The sequence below is a fragment of the Sphingobium terrigena genome (assembly GCF_003591655.1).
Lineage (GTDB): Bacteria > Pseudomonadota > Alphaproteobacteria > Sphingomonadales > Sphingomonadaceae > Sphingobium > Sphingobium terrigena.
Genome location: NZ_QVRA01000023.1, coordinates 30,549 through 49,005 on the forward strand (window position 1 = coordinate 30,549; position 18,457 = coordinate 49,005).

Consider the following 18,457-nt stretch of genomic DNA (forward strand, 5'->3'; position numbering starts at 1 on the left):
CGCACCGCGGCGAAGACTAGCTCCGCTCTGCCATAATCCTGGCAAGGATGTCGCCCGCACGGTCAGGAGGCAGGAAAATCCTGGTCTTGAAGGCGACGACCTCACTGAATGCTCCGCAAGCCTTCAACCAGGTCCGATCCTCGGGTCGATAGTCTCGTATTTCGAGGCGCGCACTGTCGTTGACATGAACCCGGGCAAGTCTGGCCGGACCAAGACCTGGGATCGATACTCCGCCCACCGAACGCGCACCATCGATGATTTCGTCGGGACCAAGAGCTGTCGCGCCATCGAGGCCGAACTCCCTTTGGATCCGTTCGACGGCTGCTGGATGGATGATGCGCCCCAGGATTGAACCGCCAGCGCCATCGTCGATCCGCCAGACGCGCACGTCATCTTCCGGCAATTTGTGCCATACGGGCAGCAGCAGCCCGGTGGCCAACGTGATCGTTTCGACCAAGAGATTTTTCGTCGCTTCACCCACTTCCCCCTCCCAAAAGACCTGGAAAGCATCGGGCTCAATCTCGCTCCAATGACTGGCTTTTAGGGCCGCTCTATCCATGCGGAGCTGACCGCTGGGACGAATGAGATAGCAGCGTTCGATCCATTCGCCATTGTCGTCCTGTCCCGGCCATGTCGGCATGCACAGTGCGACCCGGCCGGACCGGGCATTGCGGAGCCACGCAATATTGTCCGTGTTCTTGCAAATAAGCTGCAACGCAGCCCAGTTGGTGATCGGTGGCCGCCGGTGCAGTTCGAGCCGCAAAAGCCGTGTCTGGGCGCCGATTACAGGATCGGTGCGCAGCAGCCTGTCGGAAAGCAGAACCACTTTCTCGGCGCGGATGGTTTCAATGCCCAGGTCAAGCGTGCCGGCAGCGCGCGCCGCTTCGACGCGGTCCTCGACCAACCCCAGAAACTCCTCGAATATGCTGTTCTGCGTTGCGATCCGCAGTGCCAATATGCGGTTGAGCCAGCGATGAATGGGCGGCAGACGTTCCAGAAGTTCCCCGCCTTCGTCGCAAAGCTCAAGGCCCGTCATCTCTTGGAAATCAGCGAGCGAGACGCTGCGGAGTTTGCCGTCATAGAGGAGATGGAACCATTGAACGAGCGCATCGCGGGCATAGTCGGATTCCAGATTGTCGGAAGGATCGAACAGATTTTGCGATCCGGTCTGGCGTTGTCCCCTGGTCAATGCGCCCAACGCTTCCAGACCGCGGATGATGGTGCTGAGGAAGCGTCGCTCCCCCCGGCAATCGGTGGTGAGCGGGCGATAGACGGGCGGCGTCAGCTGGTTCGTCCGGTGGCTACGACCAAAGCCCTGCACCGCCGAGAGGATGCGGAACCCAAGTTCCAGCAGAAAATGCGCGCGGCGCCTGTGCGCGCTGCCACAGTTCCGATCGGAATGCATGGATCGTCCGGTACTCCCGGCCAGGGAAAAGGCGGCGATGGGCTTGCGGCCATCCTGAAACGCCTGAACCTCGAACAGATTGGCCTGAGCGCTGCGCCTCTCGACCTTTTGTCGCCCGGTGGTGTCGGTCAAGATGCGCCGCGAGCGCCCCGTGATCTCGGCGACGTGGTCGGTCCCGAAATGCGCGATAAGTGCATCGAGCGCGGTCGGGATCGCGGGCAGCGCACATAGTTCCTCGATCAGTTCGTCACGTGCGGCTATCGCCTGCCGACAAAGCACCGGATTGCCTTGCGCATCGGTCATTGGTTCGGCGCGCATCGCGCCATCGTCGGCACGAAAGACCCGCATCTGGCGCACGGGAAAGCCATTCTTCAAATAGTCAATCAACGTCTCCTTTGGCGAAACCTGAATATCCATCATCGCCCTTTCTTGCGCGGAGAGTTCGGAGAGACGCCGATCCATGATAGCCTCGCCCGTGCTCGCGAGTTGTACCAGCACGGCGTTGTCCGACGCCAGTTCCTGCTCTATCGCCTTGATGAGCGAGGGCATTTTCATGCTGACCAGGAGACTGGAAAAGAAGCGCAATTTCGCAGATTCAAAGGCGCTGAGGGCTGATCCCCGCGCCCGAGCGTTCTGGGTCTTGCCCGACATTCTATCGACGATGCCGATCTCGGCCAGCACGTCGTGCAATCCGCGATGAATGATGCTCCAGCTATCTGCGTAGGCATCGTAGATCGAAATCTGATCTGGCGTCAGCGCATGTTCCAGCGGCTCATATTCGACGCCCGCAAAGCTCAACGCCCGGGCCGTGTAGAGGCCCATAGCCTTGAGATCCCGGCACACGACCTCAAGGGCTGCGATACCACCCTCTTCCATGGCCTTCATGAACATGTCGCGCGTGGCAAAGGCAGTGCCCGGTCCCCAGAGCCCCAGGCGAACAGCATAGGAGAGATTGTCCGGCCTGGCCGCGCCGGTCGCGGACATGTAGAGAATGCGAGCGCGCGGAAGCGCATTTTGCAATCGAACGCCGGCAAGCCCCTGTTCCGAGCCTTGCGCTTTGCCAAAATCCGTCTCGGTCCCGCCCGCGTGCGCCATCGCGTGAGACTCGTCGAAGACGATTACGCCGACGAAATCCTCGCCAGTCCAGTCCAGTAGTTGTTGCAGGCGGGAGGCTGTATCGTGGCGCGCGGAGCGCAAGGCGGCGTAAGTGAGGAAGATAATGCCGCTTTCCATCGTGATCGACGTACCCAGGGGAAAGTTTGAAATCGGCTGAATATCGATGGCAAGCCCGCCCAGCGCCGTCCAGTCGCGGCGGGCGTCCTCGATGAGGTCGGCCATGGAAATCCAGATCGCGCGGCGATTGGCCCGGTTCCATTGATCAAGGATGATGCCCGCCGCCTCGCGACCCTTGCCCACACCAGTACCGTCAGCGATGAAAAAGCCGGTCCGATAGGCTTTGCCTTCCCTGTCCTCGATCAGGCGATCGCCGGCGAGGTTAGATGAAAAGCGGCCGACAAGATCGCGCGTATGCGCCTCACCGGCATAAATAACGGTTTCAAGCTGCGCCTCAGACAGTGCCTTGGCCGCGCGATCCTGGAGCAGGGGTTGATAGCGCGGCACCGGCAGGGACACCGAGGCCATGGCAATGGATTCGACAAGAACATCGGGATGCCTGGAGGCAGCATCGATGGAGATCCGTGCGGGCCGCCAGGCAGAATAGATGCCCACGGTCTCGCCGGGAGCGAGCGGCGCCTCCCGAACCACATATGTGATTGGCCGCGCGTCCTTTGCCACCGCTGCAACGCGCGACGGCGGCGCAAGCCTTTGCCCGCTCATATGCGCAAAGAGGTTTCCTCGCGCGACATCGGTGGCTGGTCGGGAAGGCAAAAGACCGACGGCTGGCGGCGCAAGGAAAGGTGGAGGCTGCAGGGGATCGAGCCGATCAGGGATAGCGAGGACAAGGTCCAGTGCTGCCTCGATGTTGCAGGCGACGTGACGCTCCGGCACGCCGATCCATCCCTTGTCGAGGATCAGCAGTCGCACATCGATCCCCGTTCCATGTTTGGCATAGGGGCTACCCGATATGGCGATTTCGATGCGGGGCGGCACAAGCTCCGCGACTAGATTGTAGCCAAGCGCGGCCGAACCTTCGGACGAGAAGCTTGTCGGCATGATGGCGACGCATCGCCCGCCTGGTGCGAGAGATGCAAGCGCGCCGCGCACGTGGCGCGCGCCGGCATGGCGATCGATCCCGCGGCCAACGCTCCGACTGAAAGGAGGATTGATCAGCACCAGCGTGGGAATCTGCTCGGTGGTCAGCATATCCTGAATATGTTCGGCATCATGGCGTGTCACGATCTCGCCCAAGCTTCGGGACAGCAGGTCGGCGCGGGCGGGATCATGCTCATTGAGCAGCAGCCGCGCGCCTGCGCGTGCGCCATGGACTGCCAGCATGCCGGTGCCGGCCGAGGGTTCGAGCAGGATATCGTCCGAGCGACAGCGTGCCGCCATGGCTGCGAGCCAGGCGAGGCTGAGGGGCGTGCTGAACTGCTGGAGCTCGACCTGCTTTTCCGAGCGGTAGGTCTGCGTTGGCAATCCGCGCTCAAATTGCCGCAGTCGTTTGAAGATGTCGGCAGGTGTTCCTGCAAGAAGCGCGCATTGCGGATCGGCGAGGTGCAGGATCTGCGCGGTTTCCAGCGCATCATAGGCATCGCGCATCGACCATGCACCGCCGGCATCATCTTCGCCGAACGCCTGGGTCATCATGCGCTTGAGGGACTGGCGATTGACGATGCCGCCATTGCGCAGGCGGTGGGCAAGGGACTGCGCAACCTCGAACAGGCATTCGGGCGCGTCGTGGGTTTGCGACAAAGCGAGTTGGGGCAAGGTCATGGGCACCTCATGCGAGAATAGGACAATCCGGCTCTCCCCTTCCCGCTCTCCTTCATTCCGGCCCCTGACGTGCAGGAAGGATAGATCAGAACCGGTGACGGGGGATCGGCTCGAGGCTATGGAAGAGCATGGCTCTTCCACTCGACTATCTCGGCGAACTCGACCGGCTGCTGCTTGATCAAGGCGAGGATTGCATGCTGCTGTCGCAGCTGGACGGCTTCCTCACCGGCATCCTCGTCAGCCCCGATCTGCTTGCACCCAGCCAATGGCTGAAGAAGATCTGGGCTGGTGATGACGGCACGGGCATGCTGCAGTTTAGTGAAATGGGCGGTTTCCAGCATTTCACAGACCTCATCATGCACCATTATCATGTCATCCTGGCCTGCCTGGGTCAGCCGGGCAGCTTCGAACCCGTGCTGGAGATCGACACACGGTCGGACGAGACATTGTGGGAGATGTGGATCGAGGGCTTTGGACAGGCGATGGATCTTGCCCCTTCGGGCTGGCAGCGTGTCCTCAATGACGATGATCCCGGTTGCCGCGCCGCGATCGAGGGTATTCGCGAACTTCGCTCGTTTGCCGATGGGACGAAAAAGCTGACTCTCACTGCGGAAGACCGATGGGATCGGGAAGCACCTGACCTGATCCCGATTTGGGTCGAGATGCTGCACCAGTGGCGGATTGAAAATGACCCCTACCGACCGGTCACCATCAAGCGCGAAAAGACGGGGCGTAACGATCCATGTCCCTGCGGGTCGGGCGTCAAGTACAAGAAGTGCTGCGGTTTGAACTAAATGATCGCGGACAACTGCGGGCGCGGCATGACCGTCAGCTGGGTCTTCCTGTGCGCGCTTCCAAACCCGTCAACCCGATGAAGTTAAACGGCGATCGACATTCGCCCCGGCTGAAATCGTCTCCGACAAAAGCAGCAGACACGTTCGCTCTTTCACGTGCCGACCGCAATCATACGGGCATGCCCTCATCGCCATAAAGAAAGTCCCGGCTATTTGCCGCATTGGGGCCGGTTGTCGTCTTGGCTGTGGCGGCCAAGCGCATCTCTTCCAGCAAAACGCGGCGGCTGGCTCTGTCAGTAGGCATATTGACCGGAACAAGACGGACAGCAGCGTGCCCCTCACGGGTCAGGATGATTTCTTCCCTTGCTTCCGAGCGCCGAACAAGGTCGATGAGTTGGCCCGCCGCATCAGATATGGAAATATGCGTGGGCCATTATCCCTGGCGATTAAGAGCAGCGGCTCATTTTAGACCGTTGCACAGTTCCATCCAAGGCCAAAACCGGGGGCGGGGACTAAGCCGTGCCCCCGGCCATGTTCAGGCGGCTTGCGCGAAGCTTTGGTCGCCTTCGTTGCCACCTTCCTTGTTCACCATGTCCGCCAGGTCGTGCTCGCTATTGTCGGGCGAGGTCAGCTCTTCGCCGCTTTCCGGCGCAGCGAACCGCATTTCATCGGGTAGCCAGACGAGCGCCCGTTCCTGGATTTCCGGCTCGATGATGACATCGCCACCAAATAGCCGCTCGGCCGACGCGGCCAGATCGTGCTTCTTCGACCCGGAATAACGCATGCGAAGTTCCAGTCCGCCAATCTCCTCGAACAAAGCGAGGATGCCAGGCTTGGTCAGCTTGTCGAAGTAGGTGAGCGCCGTCGGCCGCCACCAAGCCGCGACATCGATCCCGAGCTTGCGCCCCAGATGATCGAGAAAGCTTGCCTCGCGTCGTCCGGCAGGAACGGCATGAAGCGTGCGCGCGATCGCCCATCCGAGCCAGGCCGCACGTGCATCGTCGGGCAGCGCGCAGAAGGCGTCGTAACGATCTGGAACGGCCGGGTGGTGGAGCCAGCTCCGATCGAGCGCCCCGTCAAGCTTCGTCCATTCACCCGCCGCCGCTGTTTCCGGCTTGAAGTCGGGCAAGAGACGGGAAGGCACCGAAGCCCGCAGATCGCTCGGCATGTCGAAGGACGCCAGGCGGGATTCTCGATCGACCATGATGAAAGTCCCCAGATCTAACGCGAATGCGGGATCACTGGCGACGTGGACCGCAAGAAGCTCAGTCTTCATCATCGCCAGCATTTCGCGAAGGCGCTGGCTCATCACAGGGCGAGCGTCATTGGCGGTATCGTTCTCCTGCGTTTCAACGCTGGCATGATCGTCGCCCTCGTCGCCGTCATCATCGGCCTCGCCGCTCTCTTCATCAGACACTGGCGCGATATAGAGTTGATGATGGATTTGCGGCGTGCCGTCTTGGCCGAGCACCACATAGCCCAGAGCGGTCGCTTTCTGCTCAGGATCGATCACAACCTCGCGCTCAATGATCGCCGTGAGTTCCGCCCGCAGGGCAGCATAGCGCTGTTCCTCATCCTCTTCCGGCTCATAGCCCTCGTTTTCGGCGAGCAGTTCGATATCGGCAATCTCCTCCTCAATCTCCCGTTTACGCGCTTCCTGCTCCTGCGTGAGCGGTTCGGCGACGCCGGTCAGCGGTTGCAGCGCATAGGTTTCCATATAGGGGATGCGCGCGCCGGTAACGATGCGCACTTCCCCCAGGCCTTCGCGCTCACGCAGTGCCTCGGCCTGCGCGGCGAGTTTCGTCTCCGCCAGATCATCAAGAATATGGGTGTCGATCCAGCGCTCGTCGGCTGCAGTGGAGAACAGGTCCGCGTCCTCGACACGGCCACCTGCCGCGATATAGGAATCCCGCCCGACCAGCAGGGCCTTGGGGTCGGTTGCGCGATAGCTGTAGCCATTGAGCGCCCGCCGGATTTCATTGACATTGTCGCGGGAATAGCTGCCTCTCAGCGATTCCCATATCGCCGTCTGACGGGCGGTGTCCGCGGTCGTCGCATAGGCCTTGGCCACATCGAGCGTGATTTCGTCAGCCTCGAGCGCATCGAAGATCGGCTGGGCGAGGTTCGCGAGACGCAAGCGCCCGACGACAAAGCGTTCCTCGATGCCGAAGCGCTTGGCGATCTCCGCCGTGCTGCGGCCCTCGACCTCGATCAGATCGCGAAATGCGAGGCAATCTTCGGCAGGCGACATCTGCAGCCGGTCGTAATTTTCAGCAAGGCTGATTTCGCGGCCGTCCTTCGCTTTGGCAAGAACAAGAACCGGCACCTCATAGTCGGGCGGCAGCGTTCCCTTCTCGATCAGGCGATGGATCGCATCGAGGCGGCGGCCACCGGCAGTGATGCGATAATGACCTTTCTTACGGGAGACCGGCACGCCAACGAGATTCTGGATGAGCCCATGCCCGGCGATGCTGGCTTCGAGTTCAGCGTCAGCGCGGAGATCGGTCCGCTTGCGCACATTGACGGGCGACTTGGTGAGATGGGTTGCCGGGACGAGGATGGATGGCTTGGTCATGCAACAAACTCCGCAAAAGCTGCGGCCCGCACATCGAACCGCGCATTCGCTTCCTTCCCCCTCTCCTTTCGTTTGCGCCGTTTTGAGGCGTGACGGCACAGTGCCGTGACGCTAGACACGGCAGCTGCATAATTTCAGGAGGACGTTTTATGAACAATTCCGAGCTGGCTGAAGCGCTCAGCGCCGATCATGGACTGACCAAGGCTGACGCACGCAAACTCGTTGACGCCCTGTTTGGGGTCATTGCCGACGCGGCGGCCAAAGGCGACGAGATTTCGCTGAACGGGTTCGGCAAGTTCAAGGTTAAGGACGTTGCAGCGCGCGAGGGCCGCAATCCGGCCACCGGCGAAACCATCTCCATCAAGGCGTCGAAGAAGCTGACGTTCACGCCCGCCAAGGCGATCAAGGATCGCCTGAACGGCTGATCGAAATCGCGGCCCTGCTGCCGACAGGTGCAGGGCAGCGGAACCTGTTATCAGGCAGCGCGTGACTGCCCTTCCAGCACATCCGCCCAATCATTATTGGGCGACGGCGGCCATGCGTTGATGATCTCAAGGCCTGGGCGCTCATAGGCAAGGCGCGCACTTTTGTTCGCTTTCCATCCAGCCTCATCCCGGTCGAACAGCAGAACGAGGCGTTCGAGCCAGTCGGGTAGCAGGATATGTCCGGCCCGTTCTGTTCCGAGGACTGCCCATACCGGGATCTTGTGCAGTTGCATCGCCGCCAGCGCGGTCTCGATGCCTTCGGCGAGGCCGAGCACCGAAGCGGGAGGCATGAGTTGTACCGCGCCGCGCCCCGGACGTCCGAGCATCATGCGGGGATCGGCCAGATCCTTTGCTTTGGTGGCGGTTGCGGCATCAATAAAGGTGCGGTGGATGGCGACGAGCCGTCGTCTCTCCCGTACGGCGGCAATCATGGCGGGCCGGAACAGCGCGCGGCTGCCTCGTCCCAGCGGCGTGCGTAAATTATAGCGCAGATCATGCCAGGGTGGCGTGAGCAGGCGCCCAGACAGGTAGCTTTGCGCAGGCGTGCCCACGAGGGATGCGGATGCGTTCCATATGCGTAGGGCTGGCCCTGCACCCGCGTGAGGCGAGGGCACGTTGCGCGACAAATCGGAAATGTGCCGGTCCGCAAAAGGCAGGCGTAAATGCCGGATTGCTCGCAGAACGTCTCTCGTGTCGCAACCGGCAAAGCATTTGAACAGCAGCGCGCTTCTGCCAACACGGATAGACAGGCTGGGATTATGGTCATCATGGGCCGGACATAGGCACAGACCACGATCCTTTTGCCATGTTCCGCCTAGCTTTCGGCAAAGGGCTTCGCCCTCAAATTCCAGTTCAAAAGATTTTATCATAACAGTCTCGCCTGACGGATTATGCGTGATCCATGTTCGAGTTCGGCAACATGTCCACGCGCCACCGCACATTGTCGTTGGACTTCATCGATGCACTTGCAGAGTGCGTAGCTGTCGCTGCGCACGACCCGCTTTTTCGCCAAAGCAACTTAAGAATTATCTGCCCCACGTCGCATCGGCGCTGCACCGCCCGAAGATGCGGAACCATGCGAAATGCTAAAATAGCCATTCGGCCAGAGCCTGGACGGCAGCTGTGACGGCGTTCCCGCCAGGTTTGAGCTCCAGGAGATTGTTTGGTAACTGCAACTATGAAGACTGTTTTTCATCGAAGCGCCGCGCTGCTTGCAATATGTGTCGGCGCACTTTTCCGGGGGCTATGCAAAGTTGGGCGGCGATATCGTCAACAGCCATTCTCTGAACAAAATAGAGTTCAAGGACTGGCCGGATCGCAGGAGGCTCCATACGGATAATTCTACGCAAGCATTGCGCGTCCTTCCGCACTTGCCTTGCCGCGCGGAGCGCAGCGGAGATGCGCATACATGGCGTATGAGCCAATTTGCTTTTGAAGCGGGAGGGCATGCCAGGCCTTTGATAAAGTCATGCTGTCACCGGACAGGTTCCATTTCCCCCCTCAGCCTCCCCTCCAGTCCGCTCGATCCTTTCGCACTTGCGAACCAAGCTGACTTACGGATTGAACCGGCACAGAAATTTTCCGTTGCGATGCATTCTTGATAGAATTTTCAAGCGTGGATTCTGTCGAGCCGTCGCCAACGGTTCGAGTGATGGCATCCGTCGCTATGAAGGAGACAATCATGATACAGAGCCAGGAATTCCAGTCGATCATTCAGGCATTCTATGATGCGAAGGACGAACAGGGCATATATGAGACCTTTGATCACCTCACATATTTTCTCGGTTTCAAATATTTTGCCATTGGCCACCACGTCGACCTGCTCAATCCACCGATCGCGTCCTTTGGCATTTCAAACTATTCGTCGGGCTGGCTGAATGAAGTCTTTCATGAGCGGTACTTCATGGACGACCCCATTCACTTCCTTTGCAACGGGCGACATGCAGGCTTTGCCTGGCCGGAGTCGCACCTGTTGAATCGATTGAATGAGCGGCATCGCCATATTCTCGAACGCGGCGCGTTACGCAATTTCCAGTCCGGTTATACGATCCCAGTTCATCTCCCTGGCGAATATTCAGGAAGTTGTACGTTCGCCACTCCGACCTCGGGCACCATCGCTCACAACGTTTTGCCTGCGGCCTTCTTCGCTGCGTCTCATGCGTTCGAAGCCATTCGGCGTCTGGCGCGAACAGCGGCGGGACTTGGGCTGGAGCCTCCCCCGCAGTTCACCGATAGGCAGCGCGAAGTCATATTGCTTATGGGTCAAGGCAAGACCTATGCGGAAATGGGCATGATCCTGGGAATATCCCGCGAGACGGCGCACCAGCACTGCAAATTGGTTTTTAGGGCGTATGGCAACATCCAGCGGTGCAATCTGATTGCCCGGGTGCTGTATGACGGCATTGCGAGCTTTCCCGAAATGCTGCGAAAGCAATAGCAATACCCAGTTTGGGTCATAGGCCGTTATTGTCCATCGCACCGATGATGCCTTCTCCGCCACCAAGGGAGCATCATCATGATCCAGATTTTCGAAGGCGCGCAGTGGGCCAACGGCCTGCCCATACTTGATGGAATGTATCGCGACCGGAAAAAGATTTTCGTCGATCTGCTGGGCTGGGACGTGCCGGTCGTCGACGGCGCCTACGAGATAGACCAGTTCGACGACGAACATGCCATTTATGTGGTCGCCACAAACGAGAAGGGCGAACATGAAGGCTCGATTCGGTTGCTGCCCAGCAGGCGACCGCATGTCCTCGGGAGTATCTTTCCCGAACTGTGCGACGGCGCGATCCCTGTCGGCGAAAACGTTTTCGAGCTCAGTCGCGCCTGCCTGTCGCCACGCAACAGGGCAGCGCGTCGGCTGCAGGTTCGCAACGCCGTGACGACGGCAGTCGTCGAGTTTGCATTGTTGCGGGGAATTGATCGGTTCACATGCATCGCGGATTCCGGCTGGCTGAGCCAGATCCTGTCGCTTGGATGGGACTGCCGGCCGCTCGGACTTCCCAGAGAGATTGCTGGCTTGAACACCGGGGCTCTGGTTATCGAAATCGACAGCGATACGCCCGACAAATTGCGGACAGCAGGCACATATGTGCCCATGCGCATCGTCCATGCCCACGCTGATGGCCGCGCTGCCGCGTGAAGGAGATAATTTATGACTATCATCGCTATCGACCGGCTGGCGCCGGATACGCACTCATGCTGCACACAACTTGATGCACACGGCTACTGCATCATTCGCGGTGCTGTCCCGCCCCTCCTGGTTGAGAGGCTGGCGAACGACCTCGCATCGGATTTCCAATCAACGCCCCATTCCACGGGTCCATTTTATGGCGAGAAGACGCGGCGATTTCACGGGCTCCTTCGTCGATCGCGCCATATCGGCCGCTTCGCGCTCGATCCACTGGTTGTCGCGATCGTCGAAACCTTTCTCAAGCCATGGTGCGACACGATCCAGATCAATCTCACCCAGGCGATCGAGATAGAGCCGGGCGGTCTCCCACAGCCGCCTCATCGCGATCAGGAGATGTGGCCGGTTCGTTCTGCTGGTGTGGAATATATGATCAACGTGATGTGGCCCTTCACTTCCTATCGGGCGGAGAATGGCGCGACCTTGATCTGGCCCGGCAGCCACCGACGACAGGATGAAATCGTCATGCCGCTGGAGGAAGCCGTCGCGGCGGAGATGATCCCTGGCGACGCGCTGGTATTCCTCGGATCGACCTTGCATGCTGGCGGCGCTAACAGATCGCTCGACGCCCGCCGGGGGATGATCATCAGCTACAGCCTCGGCTGGCTCAAGCCTTATGAACTGCCGTGGCTCGCCTATCCCCCCGAAATCGCCCGTTCGCTCCCCCGGTCCCTCATGTCACTTGCAGGCTATCAGGCGCATCGGCCAAATCTTGGTACCTATGAGGGGCGCTGTCCGTCCCTCCTGCTCAGTGATAATGCCGATGCAGCGCAAGGCGCGATTGATATTCTCCATCCCGAACAGGAGCAGTTGATCGCGGACTATCGGGCGGGCCGTCTTTCACCAAACACGGCCAGCCAGCCGGGTGATGACGGGTAATGCGTCGTGGCGCGCCGTCGTATTTGCAATGCGCTGATCGAGCAGCCGCGGATCACTGAACGCGAATTGGGTCTCGACCGATATCAGTGGTCGGAATGGATGATGCTGCTCGATCTCTACATGATCGAGCAGCAAGACATGGAGGAAGTGTTCAGGCAATTTTCGCGCAATTCGGGTCGATCAGAAACGACCGGCTATCGCAGGACCGTCGAAATGGTCGATGACGGCCTGCTAGAGCGAATCTCCGATCCTCGTGATCGCAGGCGGAGTTTCATCCGCTTGTCGGACCGGACGAGAGCGAAAATGGACAAGGTGATGGACAGTCTTGCGACGCTGCTGCTCGCATGAGTTCCTGCAGAATCGTCGTACGGCCTGAGCTACCGCGGCAATCACGATAATGGCGAACATTGCATCGCCTTATTCGAGCATACTGCCGACGCCCGGACAATGGATTTCAGTGTCAGTTTCCTCCGTTGGGCACGGTGTGGCTCTAAATAATTTAAGGCGTCCGTTTGCGAGCGACCGAATTTCGACTCTAATCGCCGCAGACCCGCTGATAGACGCCGACCAAAATACGTCGTTTCGATGCGGTGAAGGTCGGCTCAGGCGGACCCCATCGGCGTTCGCGGGCACCATCCATTTGCGCTGTACTAACAGACCTCCTCGAAAGCGGCATTAGAGCACTGATAGGTATAATCAGCCCCTATTTAATTCCGCTTATTCATCATGGCGAATTGATGATGTGGTAGATCGATTTCCTTGGGCGGAAGAGGGAGCGCAGCTTCTCATGCCGGTCGTCTACCGAGCAAAACCGATAGGTTTGCACAGGGTCTTCTAGCCTTCGTCGGCCGACCCCGGTTCCGCCATCTTGCGATGCCGTTCCGCCAACACTGCTGCAGGCGTCACATGCGCAACGGCCGCCTGTACCTTGTTCTTCCACCCGGACACGATATGCGCCTCGCCCTTCATCAGCGCATCCCAGCCATCGCGCGCGACGTCGGCTGGATCGCTCTTGCTGTCGGATGATCCGACGCTGGTATCGAGCATGTCTGCGCGATCGAAAAATTCCGTTTCGACCGGCCCGGGCATCAGGGTCGTGACGGTGACGCCCTTGCTGTCCTTGATCTCGTTACGGATCGCATCGGCGAAGCTGTCAACGAAGGCCTTGCTACCATTATAGACCGCCTGAAAGCTGCCTGGAATGAAGCCCGCGATCGATCCGGTGATCAGCACCTTGCCGTCGTCACGCGCCACCATTGCCTTCAGGACCTTTTGCAGCAGATACAGCGTGCCTGTGATGTTCGTATCCACCACCCGCCGCCAGTCGCTCACCTCCTGGTCGAGAAAGCCGTGACCCAGCCCGCGGCCGGCGTTGGCGCATAGCAGATCGACCTGCCGACCATTGGCCGCGGCGAGGAGTGTATCAACGCCTTGCAGGGTTGAAAGATCGGCCTCGACCGCAATAACTTCGACGCCATGCTGCTTGAAATCCTGCGCAGCGGCATCGATCAGCGGTTCGTCGGCCACGACCAGCAGGTCATACCCGTTTTCCGCGGCGATGTAGGCAAGTTCAAAGCCGATGCCGGTGGAGGCGCCGGTGACGATCGTGAATTTATTGGCCATGTCTGTCTCTCCTATCGCACGGCGACGGCAAGACCGGGCTTCAGCACGATCTTGGTCACTTCATTCTGGTTGTCGTGGAACATCTTGTAGCCCCTGGGCGCATCCTCCAGGCCCATGCGACGCGATATCAGGAAGGTCGTATCGATTTTGCCCTCCAGAATGGCATTGAGCAGGGCGGGCATATAATGCTGCACACTTGTCTGGCCGGTCTTGAGGGTCAGCCCCTTCTCCATGAAGGCACCCAAAGGAAACTTGTCCACGAAGCCACCATAGACGGCTGGCATCGATACGCGCCCGCCCTTGCGACAGGCATGAATTGCCTGCCGGATCGAATGGGTGCGATCGGTGCCCAGAAACAGCGACGCCTTGATCTGATCGACCACATTATCAACAAAGAAGCCATGGGCTTCCAGGCCAACCGCGTCGATCACTGCATCCGGCCCAATGCCGCCAGTCATCTCCATCAAGGCTTCGTAGGTCTTGGATTCCTCGAAATTGATCGTCTCAGCACCGAAATTTTTTCGCCAGTTCCAAGCGGTGTGGAAAATGGTCGATCGCGATGACCCGATGAGCGCCCATCAGGAAAGCGGACTGGACCGCAAACAGCCCGACCGGACCGCAGCCCCACACAGCCACCGTATCACCCGGTTCGATGTCCGCATTTTCCGCCGCCTGCCAACCAGTGGGGAGGATGTCCGACAGGAACAGCACTTCGTCATCGTCCAGTCCATCAGGCACCACAATCGGCCCCACGTCGCTGAACGGCACGCGGACATATTCGGCCTGGCCGCCTGCATAGCCGCCGGTCAGATGGCTGTAGCCGAACAGACCCGACATCGGCTGGCCGTACATTTCCTGGCCGATGTCCTGATTGTCAGCCGGGTTGCCATTGTCACAGGCGGAATATTGATGCTTGCCGCAATGATAGCAGCTGCCGCAGGCAATGGTGAAGGGCACTACGACCCTCTGTCCCTTTTGCAAGGTGGACCCGGGACCGGTTTCGACCACTTCGCCCATGAATTCATGGCCTAATATGTCGCCGGCCTGCATGGTCGGGATATAGCCGTCGTACAGATGCAGGTCGGACCCGCAGATCGCCGTCGACGTGATCCTGATGATCGCATCGCGCGGGTTGAGGATTTCGGGATCATCGACGGTATCGACGCGGACGTCATGCTTGCCGTGCCATGTGAGCGCGCGCATCAGGCTTTCTCCTCGTCACGTTGCTTTTGGGTCCAAGCCGCGGTCGCGACCTCGCCGGTTTCCATCAATTGTTTGAAACGGCGCAGGTCGCGCCGTGCCTGCATGGCGGGTTCTCGCTGGAAGAGCTTGGCGATCACCTTGCCCACCATGCCCGCGGGCGGATCATAGGCGATGGTTGCCGTAACGATGGTGCCACGCGCGCCTGCATCGCGAAATTCGATGCGGCCGCTATTGGGGACATCGGAGCCTTCGCCAGAGGTCCAGGCGATCAATTCGCCGGCCTTTTCCTCCGTAATTTTCGCGTCCCATTCCACAGTGCGTCCAGCCGGCGCCTTCACCACCCAATGCGATGTCGTGGCGGACAGGATGTCGATGCGTTCGACATTATCCATGAAAGAGGGCAGATTGGAAAAATCGCGCCAATAGGCGAAGAGTTCGTCGCGAGGGCGGTTGATCGTGACCGCGCGCCCGATCAGGTCGTCACCCTTGGGTAGCGTCACGGCCGCGATTGCGCTCGCGCGCTCTTCGTTCAATTTCGATGTCGTCGGTGGGGCATCGTCTGTCGCCATCGTCATGGATTTTCTCCAGCTATTCTTATGAGGTCCGCGCGGAGCAGTCCGATCGTTCGGAGGCTGCCTTTCGGTATGAGCGGACAACGCCTGGATGTCGGATGGGTCCAATAGCCTGTCGGAAAATCTAGCTGATCGAAATTAGTTTGTGCCCTCACTCCCGCCCAAGCTTCGCTTTCATCTCATCGATCTGCCGCGATGCATCTGCTTTCGTTAGGTCTCCGGTTGGCAGTTCCACACCCACTTCTTCGCATAAGGTCGCTAGATAGGACGCCTGCGCGCCAGTGATGGGTTCGTTGCCCGACACCCAATCTGCTGGATCTTTCTCAGCGTTCGAAGCCGGGTGCTCGTCGAGTTTGGGATTATGGAAATGGTCGGTCATGACAGCCTCATTGTTCTTGATATGTTCCGACACAACCGTCCACGTAGCATGTGGTTCCTGCACTACGGTCGGAGAAGGAATGCAACCGATCGCTCGATCGGCGCTTCATACCAAGGCCGGGGATAGCCTCCGGCTATTGGGTTATGGAAGGGAAGGATCAAGCTGATGCCTGGAAACGAGAATGGTCTCGACCCTGGACAGGGTCAATCGGACGAGATGCCCAGTCGCGGGTCTGTCGGCGACGTCCAACCCAATGAGGATGATCCCGATCCCCGCACACGCGGCGGCAAGTCGCAGGAGGATGTCGAGGATCGCCCCACCGTCGGCACGGTTAAACCAGACGATTATCCAGAAGCCGATCGCGCCGATTCCAGGCCCTGATGAAAGGATCACCATGAGCACGACGTTGGCAGGCACCTTTGATAGCCGGGAACAGGCGGACATGGCTGTGGAACGGCTGGTCCAGGAAATCGGAATCGAACGAACCGATATTTTCGTGGCTGCCTCGGGCACGGAAAACAGTGCAGGCAACCTCATTGGAGGCGCTGATAACGAGACGGTCGATCAGGCCGAAAGGGATGATGTTCCCCTTGCTGGTGGGATCACGGTCTCGATCGATTTGCAGGATGAAGCGAAAGTCGAGGTTGTAACAGCCGCGCTGGAAGAGTTCGGAGCTGAAATATGAGACCCGCGCCAACGGCACGATATGGGCTGGTCTGGTGAAGGCGCTGCTCATCCATAATCCCAATGCCGGAACAAAGCCCGAGCCGATGCGGTCACGCATTGGTCAATTGGAAGAGGCTGGCTTTGCCATCCACTATTGCGAACATGGCCGGGACGATATTCGATCCGGAATGATCGGCATGGAGATGGCGATCGCTGCGGGCGGCGATGGAACCGTAGCTTCGGTCGCTACCGAGATACCCGACCGGTCTGTACCCATTGCCATCCTCCCGATGGGTGGATCCAATAATGTAGCAAGGGCGCTGGGCATCCGCCAGTCGGTGGGTGCTGTCATTGATGGCCTCCACAGTGCGCGCGAAAAGAAGCTGACCGTAGGCAGCGTGACGGGGCCGTTCGGGCGGAAAGGCTTTCTGGAAGCGGTAGGTATTGGCGCGCTCAATCAATCCATCGAACTTGTCGATGAATCGCCCGACACCCCGGAGGAGAAGCGCGAAAACGGCCGCGCGGCATTTCGGGAGACGTTGCGCAAGGCTAAACCGATCGCGTGCGTCGTTGATATCGATGGACGCCATTTCGACGGGCCATGGCTGCTTGTAGAAATTCTCAACATCGGCGCGATCGGCCCACGGCTCCCGTTCGCGCCAAGGGCGGACACGCAGGATAAGCTGCTCGACATCCTGCTGGTGGGCGAGTCCGATCGCGACGCCATGGTGAGATGGGCCGAACATTTCTCCGGCCCGCCACCGGCCCGCCTGGAAACAGGCTGCGTCGTCACGCTTCAGGCCAGGGGGCTGTGCCCCCGGATCGACGATCGCCCCATCGACATGCCTGACGACACATGGACGGTCGAAATACGGCTGGATGACGAGCCGGTGACGATATTGGTGCCTGGCAGTATGACGGGACATGACGATGACAGTTGCTGAGCCGATGCCAACACCGGATTTACTTGCCCGCATGGAAGCTGTTGCGGTGGAACTCGCCACGATCGGCGGCCGGGAAATCCTGGCTACGCTGGGCAGCCTTATGGCCGTGCAATATAAGGGGGATGATAACGCCATTGCCTTGATGCGCGATCCGGTAAGCGAAGTCGACAGCCGGGTCGAAGCGATGATCCGCAGCCATCTGGCAGATCATTTCCCCGACCATGGCATCATCGGCGAAGAAATGGCTGTCCAGGCGGGACTGGGCAGCGATTTTGTCTGGGCGGTTGATCCGATCGATGGGACAAGCAACTTCATCAACGGCTTCCCGCTATTCGCGTCATCCGTCGGCGTCCTGTACCGAGGCGTTCCGGTCGTGGGCGCCTTATGGTGCAGCACCAGTCATCTGTTGACGCCCGGCGTGTATCATTGCGGTGGCACCGCAGGATTGCGGTTTGAAGGCGAGCCAGTGTCGCGCTTGCCAAACCCTGCCGTTCGCAAACGGCTCGCGGGTGATCCGCACGGCCAGTCTGGCGTCGGGCCATGGGATGGGCGCAAGACAGGATCGGCTGCGATCGAATGTGCGTTCGTGGCCGCAGGCCTGCTACAAGTCGCCAGGTTCGCGACACCCAACATCTGGGATGTCGCCGGGGGCATAGCCCTTGCGCACGCATCTGGCGCTTCGGTGTTTCAGAAGGAAGATGGAAATTGGTCGCCATTCGCCAGCTTTGGCGACCAATTGGCGCAGATGGCGCAATGGCGTCGTCCATTGATCCTTGGGACGCCTGAGGATGCCGCCCGCATGACCGACATCCAGCGCGCTGACGCACAAGATCGAAGCCGCCGGATATAG

The 18,457-nt window shown here is 59.7% G+C and carries 17 protein-coding genes and 1 pseudogene; 10 read left to right on the forward strand and 8 right to left on the reverse strand.

Features of this window, described 5'->3' with window-relative positions; all coding sequences use genetic code 11:
* Nucleotides 1-16: 16 nt before the first annotated feature.
* Nucleotides 17-4,297 carry a strawberry notch-like NTP hydrolase domain-containing protein gene (locus tag D0Z70_RS19080; protein ID WP_119749200.1) on the reverse strand — a complete coding sequence of 1,427 codons (4,281 nt, stop codon included), beginning with the start codon at nt 4,295-4,297 and terminating at the stop codon, nt 17-19.
* A gap of 128 nt (nt 4,298-4,425) precedes the next feature.
* Between D0Z70_RS19080 and D0Z70_RS19085 the strand changes: the two genes are divergently transcribed.
* Nucleotides 4,426-5,091 carry a UPF0149 family protein gene (locus tag D0Z70_RS19085; protein WP_088189794.1) on the forward strand — a complete coding sequence of 222 codons (666 nt, stop codon included), beginning with the start codon at nt 4,426-4,428 and terminating at the stop codon, nt 5,089-5,091.
* A gap of 169 nt (nt 5,092-5,260) precedes the next feature.
* Here the strand turns inward: D0Z70_RS19085 and D0Z70_RS19090 are convergent, their stop codons facing one another.
* Both D0Z70_RS19090 and D0Z70_RS19095 read right to left on the reverse strand, forming a co-directional pair.
* Nucleotides 5,261-5,512: a type II toxin-antitoxin system prevent-host-death family antitoxin gene (locus D0Z70_RS19090; protein ID WP_119749202.1), complete on the reverse strand. Its 252-nt coding sequence runs from the start codon at nt 5,510-5,512 to the stop codon at nt 5,261-5,263.
* A gap of 114 nt (nt 5,513-5,626) precedes the next feature.
* Nucleotides 5,627-7,666, reverse strand: coding sequence for a ParB/RepB/Spo0J family partition protein (locus D0Z70_RS19095; protein WP_119749204.1), 2,040 nt, complete (start codon nt 7,664-7,666; stop codon nt 5,627-5,629).
* A 149-nt stretch (nt 7,667-7,815) separates the two neighbouring features.
* Here D0Z70_RS19095 and D0Z70_RS19100 point away from each other — a divergent pair, with 149 nt between their 5' ends.
* A complete protein-coding gene (locus D0Z70_RS19100) occupies nt 7,816-8,091 on the forward strand; it encodes an HU family DNA-binding protein (RefSeq protein ID WP_119749206.1) in 276 nt (91 codons plus the stop codon).
* 50 nt (nt 8,092-8,141) lie between these two features.
* Here the strand turns inward: D0Z70_RS19100 and D0Z70_RS25850 are convergent, their stop codons facing one another.
* Nucleotides 8,142-9,092, reverse strand: coding sequence for a DUF7146 domain-containing protein (locus D0Z70_RS25850; protein ID WP_420820393.1), 951 nt, complete (start codon nt 9,090-9,092; stop codon nt 8,142-8,144).
* Between the two features lie 740 nt (nt 9,093-9,832).
* Here D0Z70_RS25850 and D0Z70_RS19110 point away from each other — a divergent pair.
* From D0Z70_RS19110 to D0Z70_RS19125, 4 genes are all read left to right on the forward strand, one after another.
* Nucleotides 9,833-10,588, forward strand: coding sequence for a helix-turn-helix transcriptional regulator (locus D0Z70_RS19110; RefSeq protein ID WP_182914034.1), 756 nt, complete (start codon nt 9,833-9,835; stop codon nt 10,586-10,588).
* Between the two features lie 78 nt (nt 10,589-10,666).
* On the forward strand, nt 10,667-11,293 hold the full coding sequence (locus D0Z70_RS19115) for an acyl-homoserine-lactone synthase (protein ID WP_119749213.1): 627 nt from the start codon (nt 10,667-10,669) through the stop codon (nt 11,291-11,293).
* Nucleotides 11,294-11,305: 12 nt separating this feature from the next.
* The gene (locus D0Z70_RS19120; protein ID WP_119749215.1) at nt 11,306-12,220 is read left to right on the forward strand and encodes a phytanoyl-CoA dioxygenase family protein; all 915 of its coding nucleotides are present in this window, start codon (nt 11,306-11,308) and stop codon (nt 12,218-12,220) included.
* Nucleotides 12,221-12,226: 6 nt separating this feature from the next.
* Nucleotides 12,227-12,568, forward strand: a complete 342-nt coding sequence (locus tag D0Z70_RS19125; protein ID WP_119749217.1) for a helix-turn-helix domain-containing protein — start codon at nt 12,227-12,229, stop codon at nt 12,566-12,568.
* Between the two features lie 486 nt (nt 12,569-13,054).
* On the opposite strand, the gene D0Z70_RS19130 is transcribed toward D0Z70_RS19125, so the two are convergent.
* From D0Z70_RS19130 to D0Z70_RS19145, 4 genes and pseudogenes are all read right to left on the reverse strand, one after another.
* Nucleotides 13,055-13,843, reverse strand: coding sequence for an SDR family NAD(P)-dependent oxidoreductase (locus tag D0Z70_RS19130; RefSeq protein ID WP_119749220.1), 789 nt, complete (start codon nt 13,841-13,843; stop codon nt 13,055-13,057).
* A gap of 11 nt (nt 13,844-13,854) precedes the next feature.
* Nucleotides 13,855-15,046, reverse strand: a pseudogene (locus D0Z70_RS19135) (zinc-dependent alcohol dehydrogenase).
* Nucleotides 15,046-15,621: an SRPBCC family protein gene (locus D0Z70_RS19140; protein WP_119749222.1), complete on the reverse strand. Its 576-nt coding sequence runs from the start codon at nt 15,619-15,621 to the stop codon at nt 15,046-15,048. The pseudogene D0Z70_RS19135 and the gene D0Z70_RS19140 overlap by 1 nt, the downstream one beginning before the upstream one ends.
* 148 nt (nt 15,622-15,769) lie before the next feature.
* The gene (locus tag D0Z70_RS19145) at nt 15,770-15,997 is read right to left on the reverse strand and encodes a DUF3072 domain-containing protein (RefSeq protein ID WP_119749261.1); all 228 of its coding nucleotides are present in this window, start codon (nt 15,995-15,997) and stop codon (nt 15,770-15,772) included.
* 165 nt (nt 15,998-16,162) lie between these two features.
* Between D0Z70_RS19145 and D0Z70_RS24675 the strand changes: the two genes are divergently transcribed.
* The 4 genes from D0Z70_RS24675 to D0Z70_RS19160 are packed head-to-tail and all read left to right on the forward strand — an operon-like array spanning nt 16,163 to nt 18,457.
* Nucleotides 16,163-16,378 (forward strand): hypothetical protein, encoded by a 216-nt coding sequence (locus D0Z70_RS24675; protein WP_147418795.1) that lies wholly within the window; start codon nt 16,163-16,165, stop codon nt 16,376-16,378.
* 13 nt (nt 16,379-16,391) lie between these two features.
* The gene (locus tag D0Z70_RS19150) at nt 16,392-16,682 is read left to right on the forward strand and encodes a hypothetical protein (RefSeq protein WP_119749224.1); all 291 of its coding nucleotides are present in this window, start codon (nt 16,392-16,394) and stop codon (nt 16,680-16,682) included.
* Nucleotides 16,683-16,716: 34 nt separating this feature from the next.
* Nucleotides 16,717-17,607 (forward strand): diacylglycerol/lipid kinase family protein, encoded by an 891-nt coding sequence (locus tag D0Z70_RS19155; RefSeq protein WP_182914035.1) that lies wholly within the window; start codon nt 16,717-16,719, stop codon nt 17,605-17,607.
* Nucleotides 17,588-18,457 carry an inositol monophosphatase family protein gene (locus D0Z70_RS19160; protein WP_220475673.1) on the forward strand — a complete coding sequence of 290 codons (870 nt, stop codon included), beginning with the start codon at nt 17,588-17,590 and terminating at the stop codon, nt 18,455-18,457. Before D0Z70_RS19155 ends, D0Z70_RS19160 begins: the two co-directional genes overlap by 20 nt.

Excerpts from the sequence above, each read along its gene's own strand:
- D0Z70_RS19080 (WP_119749200.1), bottom strand. The coding sequence starts at position 4,297 with ATGACCTTGCCCCAACTCGCTTTGTCGCAAACCCACGACGCGCCCGAA.
- D0Z70_RS19085 (WP_088189794.1), top strand. The coding sequence starts at position 4,426 with ATGGCTCTTCCACTCGACTATCTCGGCGAACTCGACCGGCTGCTGCTT.
- D0Z70_RS19095 (WP_119749204.1), bottom strand. The coding sequence starts at position 7,666 with ATGACCAAGCCATCCATCCTCGTCCCGGCAACCCATCTCACCAAGTCG.
- D0Z70_RS19100 (WP_119749206.1), top strand. The coding sequence starts at position 7,816 with ATGAACAATTCCGAGCTGGCTGAAGCGCTCAGCGCCGATCATGGACTG.
- D0Z70_RS25850 (WP_420820393.1), bottom strand. The coding sequence starts at position 9,092 with ATGTGCGGTGGCGCGTGGACATGTTGCCGAACTCGAACATGGATCACG.
- D0Z70_RS19110 (WP_182914034.1), top strand. The coding sequence starts at position 9,833 with ATGATACAGAGCCAGGAATTCCAGTCGATCATTCAGGCATTCTATGAT.
- D0Z70_RS19115 (WP_119749213.1), top strand. The coding sequence starts at position 10,667 with ATGATCCAGATTTTCGAAGGCGCGCAGTGGGCCAACGGCCTGCCCATA.
- D0Z70_RS19120 (WP_119749215.1), top strand. The coding sequence starts at position 11,306 with ATGACTATCATCGCTATCGACCGGCTGGCGCCGGATACGCACTCATGC.
- D0Z70_RS19130 (WP_119749220.1), bottom strand. The coding sequence starts at position 13,843 with ATGGCCAATAAATTCACGATCGTCACCGGCGCCTCCACCGGCATCGGC.
- D0Z70_RS19140 (WP_119749222.1), bottom strand. The coding sequence starts at position 15,621 with ATGACGATGGCGACAGACGATGCCCCACCGACGACATCGAAATTGAAC.
- D0Z70_RS19145 (WP_119749261.1), bottom strand. The coding sequence starts at position 15,997 with ATGACCGACCATTTCCATAATCCCAAACTCGACGAGCACCCGGCTTCG.
- D0Z70_RS24675 (WP_147418795.1), top strand. The coding sequence starts at position 16,163 with ATGCCTGGAAACGAGAATGGTCTCGACCCTGGACAGGGTCAATCGGAC.
- D0Z70_RS19150 (WP_119749224.1), top strand. The coding sequence starts at position 16,392 with ATGAGCACGACGTTGGCAGGCACCTTTGATAGCCGGGAACAGGCGGAC.
- D0Z70_RS19160 (WP_220475673.1), top strand. The coding sequence starts at position 17,588 with ATGACGATGACAGTTGCTGAGCCGATGCCAACACCGGATTTACTTGCC.